This window comes from Candidatus Dormiibacterota bacterium, from assembly GCA_035536395.1.
Classification (GTDB): domain Bacteria; phylum Patescibacteriota; class Saccharimonadia; order UBA4664; family DATLOE01; genus DATLOE01.
Window position 1 is genome coordinate 16575 of record DATLOE010000006.1, and the last position, 13611, is coordinate 30185.

Below are 13611 nucleotides of genomic sequence, written 5' to 3' on the forward strand. Positions count from 1 at the left end.
TTTGCAAGCATAAGAAAAACCCAGCATAGCATTATTGTCAGGTAGGTGGCTTTTTGGTAGTATTAATCAGTTAATTTGACGCGGGCTCGTGGTGTAGAGGCCTAACACGCCTCCCTGTCACGGAGGAGATCGCCGGTTCGAATCCGGTCGGGCCCGCCAAGAAAAGCGTATGACTTTGTGTCGTGCGCTTTTCTTGTGTGCCAACACTATTCGGACTGGTGAAGCCGGGGCGTAAAATAAGCGGAGTGTAATTTCTCGAATCCGGTCGGACCCCTTATGTTATATTTGTGGCGTGGTTAAGAAATCTCTAAATCGAAGAAGTTGGCTCTTTCTGCCGGCACTGGTTGCGTTATGGCTGGGGGCCTTTTGGCTAGTCAACCGCGTGCCCTCATCCGGTTGTGCCGCCGGAACCGTCAGCGCTCATAATAAGGAGCACCGCATAGTCTTTCAATCCGGCAAGGTTGCGCCATCATGCACCCGTCTTACGGCAGGAGAGAGCGTTACTTGGGTCAATCAGACCAACAAAGAAGTGGAGATTGGTGCCGACCCTCACCCAGTCCATACCGGCAATCACGAGGTGTCCTCCGGCGAGTTTGTTCTCAGAATATTGCCTGGCCAAAGCGCAAAGGTTATTATAAAAAAGAAGGGGAGTTTTGGCTTTCACGATCATGCTAACCCGTCAGCGCATGGAACCATCATTGTCAAATGAAACGTATAGATATTAAATCTGACATCAACCTAGATTACGCCACAGAGATGAACTATCCTTGGGCCGATAAACTTATTGTTAAGATTCACTGGTGGAGCTTTGGCGGCTTGGCCTTATTTGCCTTCCTAGCCGCGGTGGTCAAGATTGCCAACTACTATCCATCGCCGCTATCTTGGCGGGTAATGAGCCCGGCCGAGGCCTTAGGTGCCTTGGTGCTTGGGTTATTAAGTTCCGCCTTGGTCACACTGGCGCACGGGAAGATCAATAACCACTATTATTGGCGCTTGCTGGTCACCTCCACGCTGACCATCTACGCCTACCTGATGGTTTTCATTGCCGGTGGGGCTATAGAAATGCACTTTATCTTTTTTGCCATGATCACCTTGGTGCTGATTTACTCTGACTGGCGGCTAGGCTGGTTGATGTTGGTGCTGGTGGCCCTCCACCACGGCATCCTTAACTACATTGCACCGTTCTGGGTTTACCAGTATGGCCGTAACGACCTGGCGCTCTTTGCGCATTCCTGGCCGGTACTGATAGCAGTAATCTTTACCACCATTCTGGCCAATAATAACCGTCGATCAGTTCGACAGCTCAAGGACGCTCGTAGTAGCTTGGAGAAGAAGGTTCAGGCCAGAACGGCCGAACTGCGCAAGTCCAACCAGCGGATAACCAACATTCTGCAAGGCATTCTTGATGAAGGTCCGACCCGGCGTAGCAGGAAAACTGAAAAAGAAACCTTCTAGCAGTTTTAGTGTGTGAGCTCCACACGATTAGGACAGCATGAGCACATTGAATGCTTTTTCAGGGTGCGCTATAATGCACTATAATATGGCATCGGAGTTTCCAAGATTAAATGACATACTGCCCAATAGTGATAAGGGTAAAAAGTCTAAGCGCACGAAAAAGGCGGTGAGCCCTGAGCCTGTTGACCTGAGCTATTACGATACCCGCCAGCAGGATGCAGGTGAACCGGTGACACAGGCCAAGTTAAAATCTAAGCCGAAGAAGCCAAAAAAGAAGGGCCGTATAAAGAAACTCTTATGGCGACTATTCTTGACGCTTCTAGTCCTTGGCCTTACAGCAGGCATAGGTGGTTTCATTTACTTCTATTACTACTACCCGGTTTAAAATGACTGTGCGGCACAGGCTAATAAACTACTTTGCGGTACTAGTTGTTATCGGTACGATCAGCTTTATTGTGACCTACATTCAAGTAGTTAAACCACCCTTGGGATTGCTTATAAAACCATTCATTCAGCCGGTCAGCTTACCGCAGATTACTAATAGTCCCGCCAAAACCGCTGGCGACCAGTCTAAAAACACTCAGTTGCCCAAGCTAGGCAAGGCCACGACTACACAGTATGTAAATGTTCGGTCTGGCAAGAGTGCAAATACCGATTTGGTTATGAATTTGGATCCGGGCACGGAGGTGGAATTGGCAGAAGATAGCGATCGCACCTGGCAGCAGGTCAGCCATAATGGTAAGAAGGGGTATATATATAAAGCCTATCTCCAGTACTAGCCCAGCTCTTAATTCTTGCGTTTAGGTAACATTAGCGGAATCATACAAAAGTAACATAACTAACACGATGTAGTTTGTGATAAACGCTAATGTATCAGTTTATGAATCTTGGGATACTTACCCTACCATATAAGAGGGGAAAGAAATGAGTAACTCAAGAGGGCGTAAATTAAGGTCGATTTCCGGGAACAATTATGAAGATCAGCAAGTCTTCTACATGAGCCTGGAGGAAGCCAAGGACTTTTTGGCCGACAAGTACGAATACTTAGCCGAGCGCTATGAGCGGCGCTACCCTAATAAAAAGACCAAGCTTTCACAGGGATAATATCAGTAGCAGGCAGACATAATTAAGGCACCTTGTTGGGTGCCTTTTGGTTTGAGTTTTCTGACTCTGAACCGGGATTCCAAACCAAGCGGAGCTGTTTGGGAGCCCGAAAGTGAGGCTTTGTGGCGCAAGCTGGAATAAGCCTGATTATGAAAGCTGAAGCCCAAAATAACTGGAGCGGGTAGCGGGAATGTGGCTGCACCACCTCCGCAAAGTGCTCGCCAAATTCCTGCAAGCAGTATTTGTCTGCGCGCTTTGCTGCACCGAACCCTGCGGGTTCGCTTCCCGCTTACCTCAACAAAAACGGCCACGCATGGTGACCGTCTTTGCTGGAGCGGGTAGCGGGAATCGAACCCGCCTCTCGACCTTGGGAAGGTCGCATTCTACCGATGAACTATACCCGCATGGAGCCGATGAGCGGGATCGAACCGCTGACCTATGCTTTACGAAAGCATTGCTCTGCCAGCTGAGCTACATCGGCAAATAATATATCTACCCCCACAGGGTACTGAATTTTTCCCTAAGACACCAGTAAACTGCCTATCTAAATGATATAATGCCAGGTATGAATGACCAAAAGCGTATTGGCTGGCGGGGCTTAGGCAACATAGCGGAGCTGAAAGAGCATCCTCTCTTCAGAGACCGCATATCTCAGATTGCCATAGGGTTGGCTATTGTTTTTAGTATAGCTACGGTACTGGCGGCTATCACGCAAATTAAGCAGACCGACTACCCAGTGCCGGTTCATTATTCTAGCCTGGTTGGCTTTGATAAAGTCGGCAAATGGTATGAGAATTACCAAATAGTATTTTTCTCTTTAGTAGCGACTTTCGTAAATACCTTGCTAGCTGCTAAGAGTTTCAGGCGCAATCGCGTGGCAAGCTTCTTTCTGCTTTCCGGTAGTGTGGTGGTTTCATTATTTTGTTTAATAATTAGTGTTGCTTTCGCGTCAATAACCTAGCCTATGAAAAAAGTTACCCAAAATCTGCGCCCCTCGCTAGTCTACCTTACTGACAAGAGGTGGTTTATTAGAGCCTTAGAAATATTTCCAGGATTAATCACCTGGACATTTTTACTCACACCGATAGTTTTAAGTTTGATCCACCCTCTTTTTGTGGCCTACTTTATTATTGCCTTCGATCTTTTTTGGCTGATTAAATCATTACGGCTCAGCGGTTACCTGGTGAGGGGATACAGGAAACTACATCGGGCCGAAAAGGTTAATTGGTCCGATCAGCTAAGGCGACTTAGAACCCCCGATAAATACCTAGTGGAGGCCGAGGCTAATCTGTCTGCCCACCTGCACAAATTCCCACGATCCAGGAGTATCCTGCACTTCACTTTGGCCGGGCGGCGCCAGCGCCAAACATACTTAGAGCTGGCGGCCGAAGTTAAGCGCATGCGGGGTATTACCGAGCGTCAGTCGGTTATTTTAGATCCGAAATCGCTGTATCACGCGGTGATACTAGCTACCTACAATGAATCAATCGATATCGTAGAGCCATCGGTGCAGGCGCTGCTAGATGCCGACTATCCGGCGGCCCAGATAATGCTCGTAATTGCCTATGAGGAACGAGGAGGAAAAGAGACTGAAAAGAACGCAAAGCAACTAATAGAAAAATATGGCAATCAGTTCGCGTATGCCGCGGCCATCAAACACCCCGACGGAATTAAAGGTGAGGTAATAGGCAAAGGGGGCAACATAACTTATGCCGGGCGTAAGCTGACCGAATATATCACAGAGCAGAATATCGACCCTGAGCATGTCATTGTGACTACGCTCGATGCCGACCATCGTCCGAGTAAACAATATTTTGCCTATCTAAGCTACGAGTATGCTATTAATCCCAACCGTGTGCGCAAGTCTTACCAGCCGGTTCCGATGTTTCACAATAATATTTGGGATGCACCGGCGCCGATGCGTGTGATAGCTACCAGCAACTCGTTCTGGCTGATTATTGAGACGATGCGGCCGCACAGACTGCGCAACTTTGCGGCCCATGCCCAAAGCCTAAGGGCTTTAATCGACACAGATTACTGGAGCGTAACTACAATTGTGGAAGACGGGCATCAGTATTGGCGCAGCTACTTTACCTTCGATGGCGATCACCAGGTGGTGCCGCTATTCGTACCGATTTACCAAGACGCTGTACTAGCCGATACCTATATGCAGACCTTTAAGGTCCAGTTCAGGCAGCTACGGCGGTGGGCCTGGGGAGTTTCAGATTTCAGCTATGTGGTTTGCAACGCTATTCGCAATAAAAATATCAAATTGCTCGATAAGTTGATTCAAATAGGGCGTTTGCTCGAAGGTCACTTTAGCTGGGCAACGGCCGCGCTTTTAATTAGCTTTGTGGCCTGGCTGCCGCTAGTTTTAAACTACGAATTCTCACAGACTGTACTGGCGCACCAGCTACCGATTATTGCCAGCCGGATTCAAAATGTTGCCATGGTCGGTCTGATAATCACCGTGGCTATTAGCATGATTTCCTTGCCTCCTCGCCCCGCCCGCTATGGGAAAAGGCGCAGCTTAGCGATGATATTGCAGTGGAGCCTGTTACCTATTACCAGTGTGGTATTCGGCTCGTTCGCTGCCATTAATTCCCAAACCCGTTTAATGTTCGGGCGCTATCTCGACTTCCAGGTAACCGAGAAGAGCAGGCGCAAATGAGCTTTGGGGTAGCATTTGTAACCTCTTTTTTGCTGGCTCTGGCTGCCACCCCTTTGGTGCGACGGTTTGCAATTGCAATTGGGGCCATGGATCATCCGAACAGCCGCAAGGTCCACCTAAAACCGGTGGCGCGTCTAGGGGGGCTAGCGATCTTTTTCGCTTTCGTTTTGGTGGTGCTTGCTATGCTGCCTGTTGGCCGCCAATTAGGAGCTCTTCTGGGCGGAGTATTCGTCTTAGTAGTTTTGGGGGCGGTAGATGACATTCGCGGCCTAAAACCCCTAACCAAGCTGCTGTGGCAGATTGTTGCAGCTTGTGTGGTACTAGCCGGCGGAATCGGCATTACTACTATCACCAATCCCTTTGGTGGGATTATTGATCTAAGCTGGGGCCGTTTTGCCGTCGACCTGCTTGGGTTCGACTTCCACATTACCCCCATTGCCAATCTGCTGAGTGTTATCTGGATGGTTGGGTTGGTGAATGCTATCAATTTTCTAGATGGTTTAGACGGCTTGGCTTGTGGCGTATCAGGCATAGCGGCGCTAGTTATGTTTGCGCTGGCGATTCAAGTTGGCCAGCCAGTGGTAGCCTTACTTGCTATCATATTGGCCGGCTCGGCGCTTGGCTTTCTGCCCTATAATTTCTTCCCGGCCCGAATATTCATGGGGGATAGCGGTGCCTACTTCTTGGGTCTTACACTAGCCTTACTCGCCATTTACTCGGGCGGTAAGTTAGCTACGGCTGCGCTGGTGCTGGGGTTTGTGATTGTCGACGCTCTATGGGCGGCTGTCAGGAGAATCAGGCGTGGTACGCACCCCTTTAAGGCCGACAGGGAACACCTTCACCACCTAATGTTGGCAGCTGGCCTTTCACAGCGCACCGCCGTACTACTGCTTTACTCACTGGCGATCTTTTTCGGCATAATCGCCTTGGCTTCAACTAGCTTCTCGAAGTTTCTGGCCTTGGTAGCCCTCTTTTGCTTCATGGTAGTACTCCTGACCGCTCTCGTTAAAATAAATGCTCGCCGCGGCGAGGGCTAAAAGTACAAATATCCACTGTTTATGGACGGATTTTTGATATAATTTAGTCATAAGGAAGGGGCGCACATATGAGCAGGAAGAATCTACAAGAGCTGATTAAAAGCTTGCAGGAATTTTACAAGTGCCCTTCGTGTGATACCAACTATTACCTTGAGGATATAAAGTTTCTGGGCGAGCTGAACCAGTACTGTTTTGTGCAGCTCAGTTGCCATGAATGCTCCTTGCCGGTACTGGCTACGGTCGCAACCAGCGGCAAGACCACCAACCGCAGTAAAACCGACTTAACAGCTTCAGAGGAAGCCAAGTTTGCCGCTATGGGTGTCATTACCGCCGATGAGATTGCAGATTTTCATCGCTATATCACCGCTCACCGCGGCGGATTCTCCAGAAGCAAATAGCTTATTTTGGTGCTCCTGAAGTCTATCTAAGTCATTTACAAATGAGCAATTTTTGGTGTACTATACCTCAGTTACGTGAGTAGGAAGAGAATGGATAAAATAGTACTTCCAGTTAAATCTAGGAAGAAAGATGGAAAACAAGCAAGTAAACTGCGGGCAAATGGCCTTGTACCGGCTGTCGTCTATGGTCATGGGCTTACAACCCTGCCAATTAGCGTAGATTCCAGAGAACTAGAGAAAGCATATGGGGATGCCGGCGGAAATAAGATTATCGGTCTTAAGATTGATGAGGCAGGGCTAAAGAACGTATTAATTCACGACTTGCAGCAAGATGTCCGCACTGGGCAGATTATCCATGCCGATTTTTATGCTGTTCGCATGGATGAGAAGATTAAGGCTGAAATACCGGTACACCTAGTTGGTGAATCAACTGCCGTCTACCAGCAAGAGGGTACTTTAATCAAAAACCTTGAGGCGATTGAAATTGAAGCTTTGCCGACCAACCTGCCCGAAGGGTTTGAAGTAGACATTGCCGTACTCGATGATTTCGATAAAACGATTACCGTTGGCGACTTAAAAATCCCCGAGGGCGTCACCATCCTGACTCCGCTAGAAGAGCTGATTGTGAAAGTCGATCCACCTAGAAGCGAGGAGGAGCTGGCTGAGCTAGAGGAGCCTATTGAGGATGCATTGCCGCCTGAAGAGGGCGAAGAGGCCGCTGAAGGGGCCGAGGAAGCCGAGGGTAAGCAGTCTGAGCAAGGTGAAGGTGGTAAACCCGAAGACAAGAAGCCCGATGCTAGTGGTGAGGGCGAGAAGAAGGGGTAAAACCTTCCTAATACACAATAAGCGGCCTTTCGGGCCGCTTATTAGTATTTCTTCAGTTCGGCTTTCAGCTGGGCGTCAGATTCTAAATCGGCTTGGTAGGATAAGTATCGTAAGAAAGCAGCCGTATTGAAGTGTTTCAGGGTTGAAAGTACGATCTCTGCTATCTGTTGGGAAGTTATCTCCTGCAGCCTAGTATCTAATATTTTGGATTCTACCGTATCTGTTACTGAGTCCACCGTAGTTTCCTTGGCAGGAATGCTCAAAAATGCACCATAAATACCTGAATAGAGTTTTGCCCGAGAGTAGCGCTGCTTCTTGCCGGGCTTTTTGATTACCTTTAAAAACCCCAGATCAATCGCTTCATAGGTAGTGAATGACTCCTTACACTCGAGGCAGCGCCGTCTGCGCCAGATTTGGGTGCCGAATCTGGTGGGGCGGGAGTTAAAAACGTCGGTAGTCTCGGCCCGACAGAAAGGGCACTTCATGAGCTAACCGGGGGATTAATAATAAAAAGCCCCGCTTTGGCCGAAAAAAACAAATAAAAAGACGGCATAATCACGAAGGCTTTCCTTACCACTTCAAAATAGTAGGCTATTTGGAAATAAAATGCAAATTGTATGACAACATGTTGATAGGTAACTATTAAATTTTAAGGTGGAAAACTAATGCCAAAAGTGGATAACAGGTCTCTGGTATGCCCACATATGCCGCTATCATTGGTTTTTAAGCTTAAGTAGTATGATTATGTCCTGCTAGCTTACACCGGGAGGTATTTTGAAAGCCTATGTCGCAAAACCATACATTGGAATTACTGGCGTGACAGACAGGCATCAGGTTGAGGTACTGCTTAAATCAGCTGAGGAATTAGGTTGGCCAGACAGTCATCAGCTTATGATCGGCGCCCTGGTTAGCTATAAGGGCCTGACCTTGGGCGCGGCAAGCAATATTAACCGCTATATTTCTCCTGATAGCCTTGATCGGGTCTTTGTCGGCAGTAAGATGGCTCTAAATCTGGCGCATTACAACAGCCGGGCAGCTGGGCTCTGCGCTCAGTTGGAAACCATACTAAAACCCTGCAAATATGCCGATGGAGTGCAGTTGAATGTGGATTGGCCGCGTCCTGATCAACTGGAGCGCCTAAGGGAGAGGATGTTTACGAGGGTCGTTCTGCAGGTTAGCCGTCGGGCTTACGCCTCAGTGGGACAATCACCGGCTGCTTTGGGCCGCAAGCTGCAAGATTACTGTGGAGTTGTCGACAGTGTGCTGTTTGACCCAAGCGGCGGACAGGGGGTGGAGCTGGATGTCGACCGCTCGAAGGAGATTCTTGAAGCTCTGACAGACTCCGGGCTGCCGATGAGCTGGGGGCTGGCCGGAGGGTTATCTGCTGATAATATTGCCATACTAGGCCCCTTACTCGAGATTTATCCGGAATTAAGCTGGGATGCGGAATCCGCCTTGCGCGATGAGCATGACCAACTGGATTTAAAAAAATGCCTCGGGTTCCTAACGGCCAGCGCGGCACTGTTACGGCAAACAAAAGGCTGAGCCTTCGAGCTCAGCCTTAATTATTATGCTGGCTGTTAACCCTATTAAAAATAACTCTTGCGCTTATAGACTGTAGGTCTATACTAGGCGGTAAGCTTGGAGTAGTCCAAAGGTTCTTTGAAGGGGAGGTGTTTATGTTTGATCCTAACACCCAGCGGGCAAAGCGGCAGTTGCATATTTGTCCTGAATGCCAAAAGGATTTGGTGTATCCCGAAGAATGGCAGGAAATCGGGAGCCAGGAGTGGCAGGTAATTTTACGCTGCCCCAACTGTGAACTGTGGCGTACTCTGCTATGCCATCAGGATGAGCTCGATGCATTTGATATATGGCTTGATGATGCGACCGAAGCCGTCCACCGTGACCTTAAGCGCCTAGCTTACTCCAATATGGAGTCGGAAATCGAGCGGTTTGTAAGAGCACTGCAAAGCGATGCCATTTTACCCGAGGACTTTCGCCCTTTATCGGGCAGGGGGTAGTCCTTCTAGGGGCCGAACGAGTAGTTTGGCCCCTTAACTTTTTAAGGCCAGCGCGGTATCAGGGGCATTGCCAAAGCCAACTTGATCTATAATCTTTCCGCCTAGCAACTGCCTAGCCGGTTTAATAGTATTACGACCGAAGCGCAGATCTATTTCGTCTAGTGCCTCACTTAACTTTTCGGCTTTATCTGTTGGATCAAATAACCTTAGGGTAGTGGCCTGGATAGGAATTAGGTCGGTAGCCGTAACCGAAACCAGCCTGACCGGGCGGGGAGGGGACCAGCCCGCCAGTATTTTTTGGACATGCGCAAAAAAGGTGCTGGAATCAAAGAAGGGAGATCTGGTCTTTAAAGTTTTGCCCCAATAGGATCTATCCGCAAACCGCACATATACCGTTACAGATTGTGCGGCCAGCCCGGAGGCTCTCAGTCGTACAGCGGCTTTGTAGGTTAGCCGGCTGGCCACGCTTAAAACCTCTCCCGTGGTACTGGCCGGCCGGGGAATAATGGTGTTCTGGTGGCCAATCATTCTTCGCTTAGTTACGGCTAAATCGACCTCATAGCCCCGTAGGCGCAGATACCAGCGCTCACCATTAACACCCAGTCGGCTTTTCAGCAGAGAGTAAGGTGCTTGATAGAAATCGAGCGGTGTCTGAATACCCATAGAGCCTAGGCGCCTGGCCATCCGCCAGCTGATACCATGCAGATCAGTTAGTTTTAAAATAGAGTAAAAACCCTCAAGATCTTCTAGCTTAATCTCAATTAAACCATTGGGTTTATATATATTGGTAGCCATTTTGGCTAAGAAGCGATTACTGGCAATCCCGACCGAGCATTGCAGATGGCTGCCTATGGTTCGAATAATATTCTTTACTTCTTCTGCCAGCTTTAAGCCTTCGCCCAGCAGGTCTCTGGGTACTAGCAAGAGGGCTTCATCTATACTTTGTACTCTAACCTGGCACCGGGTCTGCTCTAAAGCCGACATAATACGGCGGTGGTAATCCCGGTAGAGCCTGGCATTATTCTCTACTAGCTGAATATGCGGGCAAAGGCGCCTGGCCTTGGCTATATTAGTACCCGTCTTAACTCCGTACCGCTTAGCTTCGTAAGAGGCAGCAATGACACAGGTGGCATCACCGACAAAAGGACAAACTCCTACCGGCTTACCGCGCAGTTGAGGGTTTTCTTGCTGTTCGACCGAGGCAAAGAATGAGTTCATGTCTATAAATAGAGCTCGACCTTGCCTCGGCTGCTGTTTTAGTAAACCCTCTATATCCACACAGCCTCCCTAGAAGCATCCCCTTGCTCTGAAGTATACCGAACAAATACCGAACTGTCAATCTAAAAAAAGAGCTTCTCTTGAAAGCTCATGATTCTCTATATAAACTTTGGCTCTGTTGCTCCAGATCTTCCCGGAGCTGATTCACTTGCGCTTCGCTGAGACTGGGGGTGTTTTCGTAGCCGTTTTCTTGGTGCTCTGCTTGGACACCGCCGGTGGCTGTCTGCCCGCTGATTTCTTCATAAAAAAGCTGAAAATCTTCTAGCTTGTAATTTGGCTCCATGTATTCTCCCTTATCTGCCTAAGTAGCCTCAATAAACATTAAGGTTACTACTTTGGAGGTGGAAGTCAAACATAAGAGCCTCCAAAAAACTCGCCTTAACCTATGATATTTTTGTCATTATGCCTTATGAAGTACAGGTGATTCCGGCTCAGTGTCTTGGTAAAACATCAGCCCTAGCTTTATCTGCAATGCATCATCAAATACACGGGGATCGAGGCCTATAACCTTCTTAGTTTTATCAAGCCGGTATATTAATGTATTGCGGTGGACATGCAGAAGCCCGGCAGCTTCGGTTAGGTTCAGCCCCGAGGTCAGGAAGGTTCTAACGGTTTTATAGAGCTGCTCATCTTTTAAGAGGGGGTATAAAATCTGGTGCGCTAACTCGGCCTTGCGCTCCTGGGTTACATTAGCCAGGGTAACGAACATCCCTACGCTCTTAATATGGTAAACCGTATCATTACCCCAAACCTTAGTGCCGACGTGAAGAGAGAGCTTGGCCTCTTGGTAGCTCTTACGTAAGCCCCCCAGATCGGGGTAGTACTGTCCCACTCCTAGCGATACGGTTTTGTCAGGATACTGTTTTTTCAGAATCCCATATACATACTCAGCCTTTTCGATTAAGAAACGCATAGTATTGCGAATGGTTAATCCTTCCCCTCCAATACCCTTTGAGAGCACAAAGGTATCACCACCCAAGTAGCAGCAGATATTTCCGGGATGGTTATTGAATGCTCCTAAAACAGTTTGGGTGATATCATCGGCAGCCTGGGCGATTTTAAGCTCCTGTTCATCTGCCGAAATGCTTCCAAGCTGGCTGCGAATACCCTCCTGAAAGCCGTTAATTTCAATCAAAATAATGGCTTGCGGCATACGCAGGTTAAGCTGTAAAACGTCAGCTTGGCGGTAGGTTTCTGTATGACTGCCGCGTGCTGTGGTTAGTACTTGCTTAAAGAATTTGGCCCGCACGGTGGCCGATGGCTGGATATGCCTCATAAGGAAGTATTGGTGAGTAATGACTTCGGCCAGCCCCTGCAGCAGACTGATAGCTTCGGGCGTAATCGGCCCTTCATTTCCTTCTATAATTCCAAAAGCACCGACTGTCTGCCCATCATACACAAAAGGACACCAGGCAATTTGGCTTTCACCTAAAAAGGAGCGGACGATCTTGCCTTCCTGGCATGACCTAAGCGCGTCAACCATAATCTGGCCGGTGTAATCTTGGCTGGCCTGTACCAAGCCTTGAGCATCGGCTACCAGTACCGTTCGATCCAAGATGCCTTTGGCTCTTTCTAATATCTGATCTGCTAGAGGTTGCCCGATTCTCATTTCTGGCCTACGAATTTATTAAACAGAATCGCTAGCTTAATTTGTACAGCGTCCTCAAAGCTGCGAGGATCCAGGCCAAGCGTTTCAGCAATGCGATCTAGCCGGTACACCAAAGTGTTGCGGTGAATGTTTAGCTCGCCAGCGGTCTGGGTGAGACCCATATTGTTTTTAAAGAAAGTCTCAAGTGTTTCTATTACACCGCCGTTCTGGCCTAATTTTTCTAGCAGTTCACGGCTGAAGTAAATATTACTTTCGTCTATACCTGACAGCAGAGGGGCGACTACCCCAAAGTCGTCAATGTGGTAAACCCGATCTTTATCCCAATTCTGCGCCCCTAGCTCAATGGCTGAGACTGCTTCCTGGTAGCTGGTGCGTAGGCCGGAAACGCCTGGGTGATAATTGCCAACCCCGACAGTAGCTGTGACTTTGAGCTCCGATTTCAGAATGCCATAGATGGTATTAATCGATTTTTTAAACTTCTCTAGGTTTTCGCCCAGATCACTATCAGTGCTGTCTATATCTTTTAAAATACAGAATACATTCTGCCCCAAGTAGGCAATGACATTCCTTCGAGTAGAAGTATAGTAGGAGTTTAGGGCTCGGTTGATGTTGAATTTATAACGCGAAATTCTTAGCTCACGGTCACCTTCGTCCCTGGTCTCGCCGGTTAGTATGGGGTCGTCTATATAAATGGTAATGGCAATCCGCGGGCCGGTAAGCTCTATGTCGAATAGCCTAGCTTCGGCTATTAGCATACGGTCGCCATCGCTTTCGGAATTGAGTAAGTCGTATACGAATTTATCGAGCCGTTCTTCTTGCTGGGGGAGCTGCTCAATTAAGGCTGATTGGTGCACTATCAGTTCAGCGATCGAGCGAATGAGAGGGGCGATTTCTTCTTGGTTAGGCATCTGAGAGGCTAGTACTACGTAGCCAGCTACATCACTGTTGTAGAGAATGTCGATTGCATGAGGGTGCTTTTCTACTTCTACGCTTTCCTCTACCAGGGGATCATTACTAGCCAGCACAGCACCCTCTGGGCTTACAACCGATATCGGCTGGTTGACTAAGCCCGCAACCTTGCCCTGAATCTTTTCTGCTATATGGTGATTAAGCACCATTGGCGTTCCCCTCATTTTTTAGAAGACTGTACAAATAGATTACTTTGGCGCGGGGCAGAGAGGCAAGCGTAAGGGGATTGGTTTTTGGAGGATTG

Annotated in this window: 17 protein-coding genes and 3 tRNA genes; 13 read left to right on the forward strand and 7 right to left on the reverse strand. The window is 48.4% G+C overall.

Translation table 11 applies throughout. The annotated features are described in order from the left end of the window. The first annotated feature begins 82 nt into the window (after positions 1 to 82). The 6 genes from VNA68_01305 (at position 83) to VNA68_01330 (ending at position 2559) form a co-directional block, all read left to right on the forward strand. Positions 83 to 159: transfer RNA gene (locus tag VNA68_01305), tRNA-Asp, on the forward strand. A 133-nt stretch (positions 160 to 292) separates the two neighbouring features. Beyond that, positions 293 to 709, forward strand: coding sequence for a cupredoxin domain-containing protein (locus VNA68_01310; protein ID HVE80762.1), 417 nt, complete (start codon positions 293 to 295; stop codon positions 707 to 709). Further along, positions 706 to 1455 carry a hypothetical protein gene (locus VNA68_01315; protein ID HVE80763.1) on the forward strand — a complete coding sequence of 250 codons (750 nt, stop codon included), beginning with the start codon at positions 706 to 708 and terminating at the stop codon, positions 1453 to 1455. The genes VNA68_01310 and VNA68_01315 overlap by 4 nt, the downstream gene beginning before the upstream one ends. A gap of 85 nt (positions 1456 to 1540) precedes the next feature. Then, positions 1541 to 1840, forward strand: coding sequence for a hypothetical protein (locus VNA68_01320; GenBank protein ID HVE80764.1), 300 nt, complete (start codon positions 1541 to 1543; stop codon positions 1838 to 1840). Continuing rightward, positions 1803 to 2234: an SH3 domain-containing protein gene (locus VNA68_01325; GenBank protein HVE80765.1), complete on the forward strand. Its 432-nt coding sequence runs from the start codon at positions 1803 to 1805 to the stop codon at positions 2232 to 2234. Before VNA68_01320 ends, VNA68_01325 begins: the two co-directional genes overlap by 38 nt. A gap of 145 nt (positions 2235 to 2379) precedes the next feature. Then, on the forward strand, positions 2380 to 2559 hold the full coding sequence (locus VNA68_01330) for a hypothetical protein (protein ID HVE80766.1): 180 nt from the start codon (positions 2380 to 2382) through the stop codon (positions 2557 to 2559). 330 nt (positions 2560 to 2889) lie between these two features. Here VNA68_01330 and VNA68_01335 read toward each other — a convergent pair. Continuing rightward, positions 2890 to 2963: transfer RNA gene (locus VNA68_01335), tRNA-Gly, on the reverse strand. Between the two features lies 1 nt (position 2964). Further along, positions 2965 to 3040, reverse strand: a tRNA-Thr gene (locus VNA68_01340). A gap of 84 nt (positions 3041 to 3124) precedes the next feature. Between VNA68_01340 and VNA68_01345 the strand changes: the two genes are divergently transcribed. The 5 genes from VNA68_01345 (at position 3125) to VNA68_01365 (ending at position 7490) form a co-directional block, all read left to right on the forward strand. Continuing rightward, positions 3125 to 3520, forward strand: coding sequence for a hypothetical protein (locus tag VNA68_01345; protein HVE80767.1), 396 nt, complete (start codon positions 3125 to 3127; stop codon positions 3518 to 3520). Positions 3521 to 3523: 3 nt separating this feature from the next. Then, positions 3524 to 5230: a glycosyltransferase family 2 protein gene (locus VNA68_01350; GenBank protein ID HVE80768.1), complete on the forward strand. Its 1707-nt coding sequence runs from the start codon at positions 3524 to 3526 to the stop codon at positions 5228 to 5230. Beyond that, the gene (locus VNA68_01355) at positions 5227 to 6267 is read left to right on the forward strand and encodes an MraY family glycosyltransferase (GenBank protein ID HVE80769.1); all 1041 of its coding nucleotides are present in this window, start codon (positions 5227 to 5229) and stop codon (positions 6265 to 6267) included. The genes VNA68_01350 and VNA68_01355 overlap by 4 nt, the downstream gene beginning before the upstream one ends. A 68-nt stretch (positions 6268 to 6335) precedes the next feature. Next, entirely contained in the window at positions 6336 to 6665 is a 330-nt protein-coding gene (locus tag VNA68_01360) for a hypothetical protein (GenBank protein ID HVE80770.1), read from the forward strand. A 90-nt stretch (positions 6666 to 6755) separates the two neighbouring features. Next, positions 6756 to 7490 (forward strand): 50S ribosomal protein L25, encoded by a 735-nt coding sequence (locus VNA68_01365; GenBank protein ID HVE80771.1) that lies wholly within the window; start codon positions 6756 to 6758, stop codon positions 7488 to 7490. 41 nt (positions 7491 to 7531) lie between these two features. Here VNA68_01365 and VNA68_01370 read toward each other — a convergent pair whose 3' ends face one another. Beyond that, positions 7532 to 7975 carry an ATP cone domain-containing protein gene (locus VNA68_01370; protein ID HVE80772.1) on the reverse strand — a complete coding sequence of 148 codons (444 nt, stop codon included), beginning with the start codon at positions 7973 to 7975 and terminating at the stop codon, positions 7532 to 7534. Between the two features lie 289 nt (positions 7976 to 8264). On the opposite strand from VNA68_01370, the gene VNA68_01375 reads away from it, so the two are divergent. Both VNA68_01375 and VNA68_01380 read left to right on the forward strand, forming a co-directional pair. Further along, the gene (locus VNA68_01375) at positions 8265 to 9035 is read left to right on the forward strand and encodes a hypothetical protein (GenBank protein ID HVE80773.1); all 771 of its coding nucleotides are present in this window, start codon (positions 8265 to 8267) and stop codon (positions 9033 to 9035) included. Positions 9036 to 9169: 134 nt separating this feature from the next. Beyond that, positions 9170 to 9511 carry a hypothetical protein gene (locus VNA68_01380; protein HVE80774.1) on the forward strand — a complete coding sequence of 114 codons (342 nt, stop codon included), beginning with the start codon at positions 9170 to 9172 and terminating at the stop codon, positions 9509 to 9511. Positions 9512 to 9544: 33 nt separating this feature from the next. On the opposite strand, the gene VNA68_01385 is transcribed toward VNA68_01380, so the two are convergent. The 4 genes from VNA68_01385 to VNA68_01400 form a co-directional block, all read right to left on the reverse strand. Beyond that, positions 9545 to 10729, reverse strand: coding sequence for a hypothetical protein (locus tag VNA68_01385; protein HVE80775.1), 1185 nt, complete (start codon positions 10727 to 10729; stop codon positions 9545 to 9547). A gap of 148 nt (positions 10730 to 10877) precedes the next feature. Next, positions 10878 to 11072 (reverse strand): hypothetical protein, encoded by a 195-nt coding sequence (locus tag VNA68_01390; protein HVE80776.1) that lies wholly within the window; start codon positions 11070 to 11072, stop codon positions 10878 to 10880. Positions 11073 to 11189: 117 nt separating this feature from the next. Beyond that, positions 11190 to 12398 carry a helix-turn-helix domain-containing protein gene (locus tag VNA68_01395; GenBank protein HVE80777.1) on the reverse strand — a complete coding sequence of 403 codons (1209 nt, stop codon included), beginning with the start codon at positions 12396 to 12398 and terminating at the stop codon, positions 11190 to 11192. Beyond that, on the reverse strand, positions 12395 to 13531 hold the full coding sequence (locus tag VNA68_01400) for a helix-turn-helix domain-containing protein (protein HVE80778.1): 1137 nt from the start codon (positions 13529 to 13531) through the stop codon (positions 12395 to 12397). The genes VNA68_01395 and VNA68_01400 overlap by 4 nt, the downstream gene beginning before the upstream one ends. Positions 13532 to 13611: the final 80 nt, after the last annotated feature.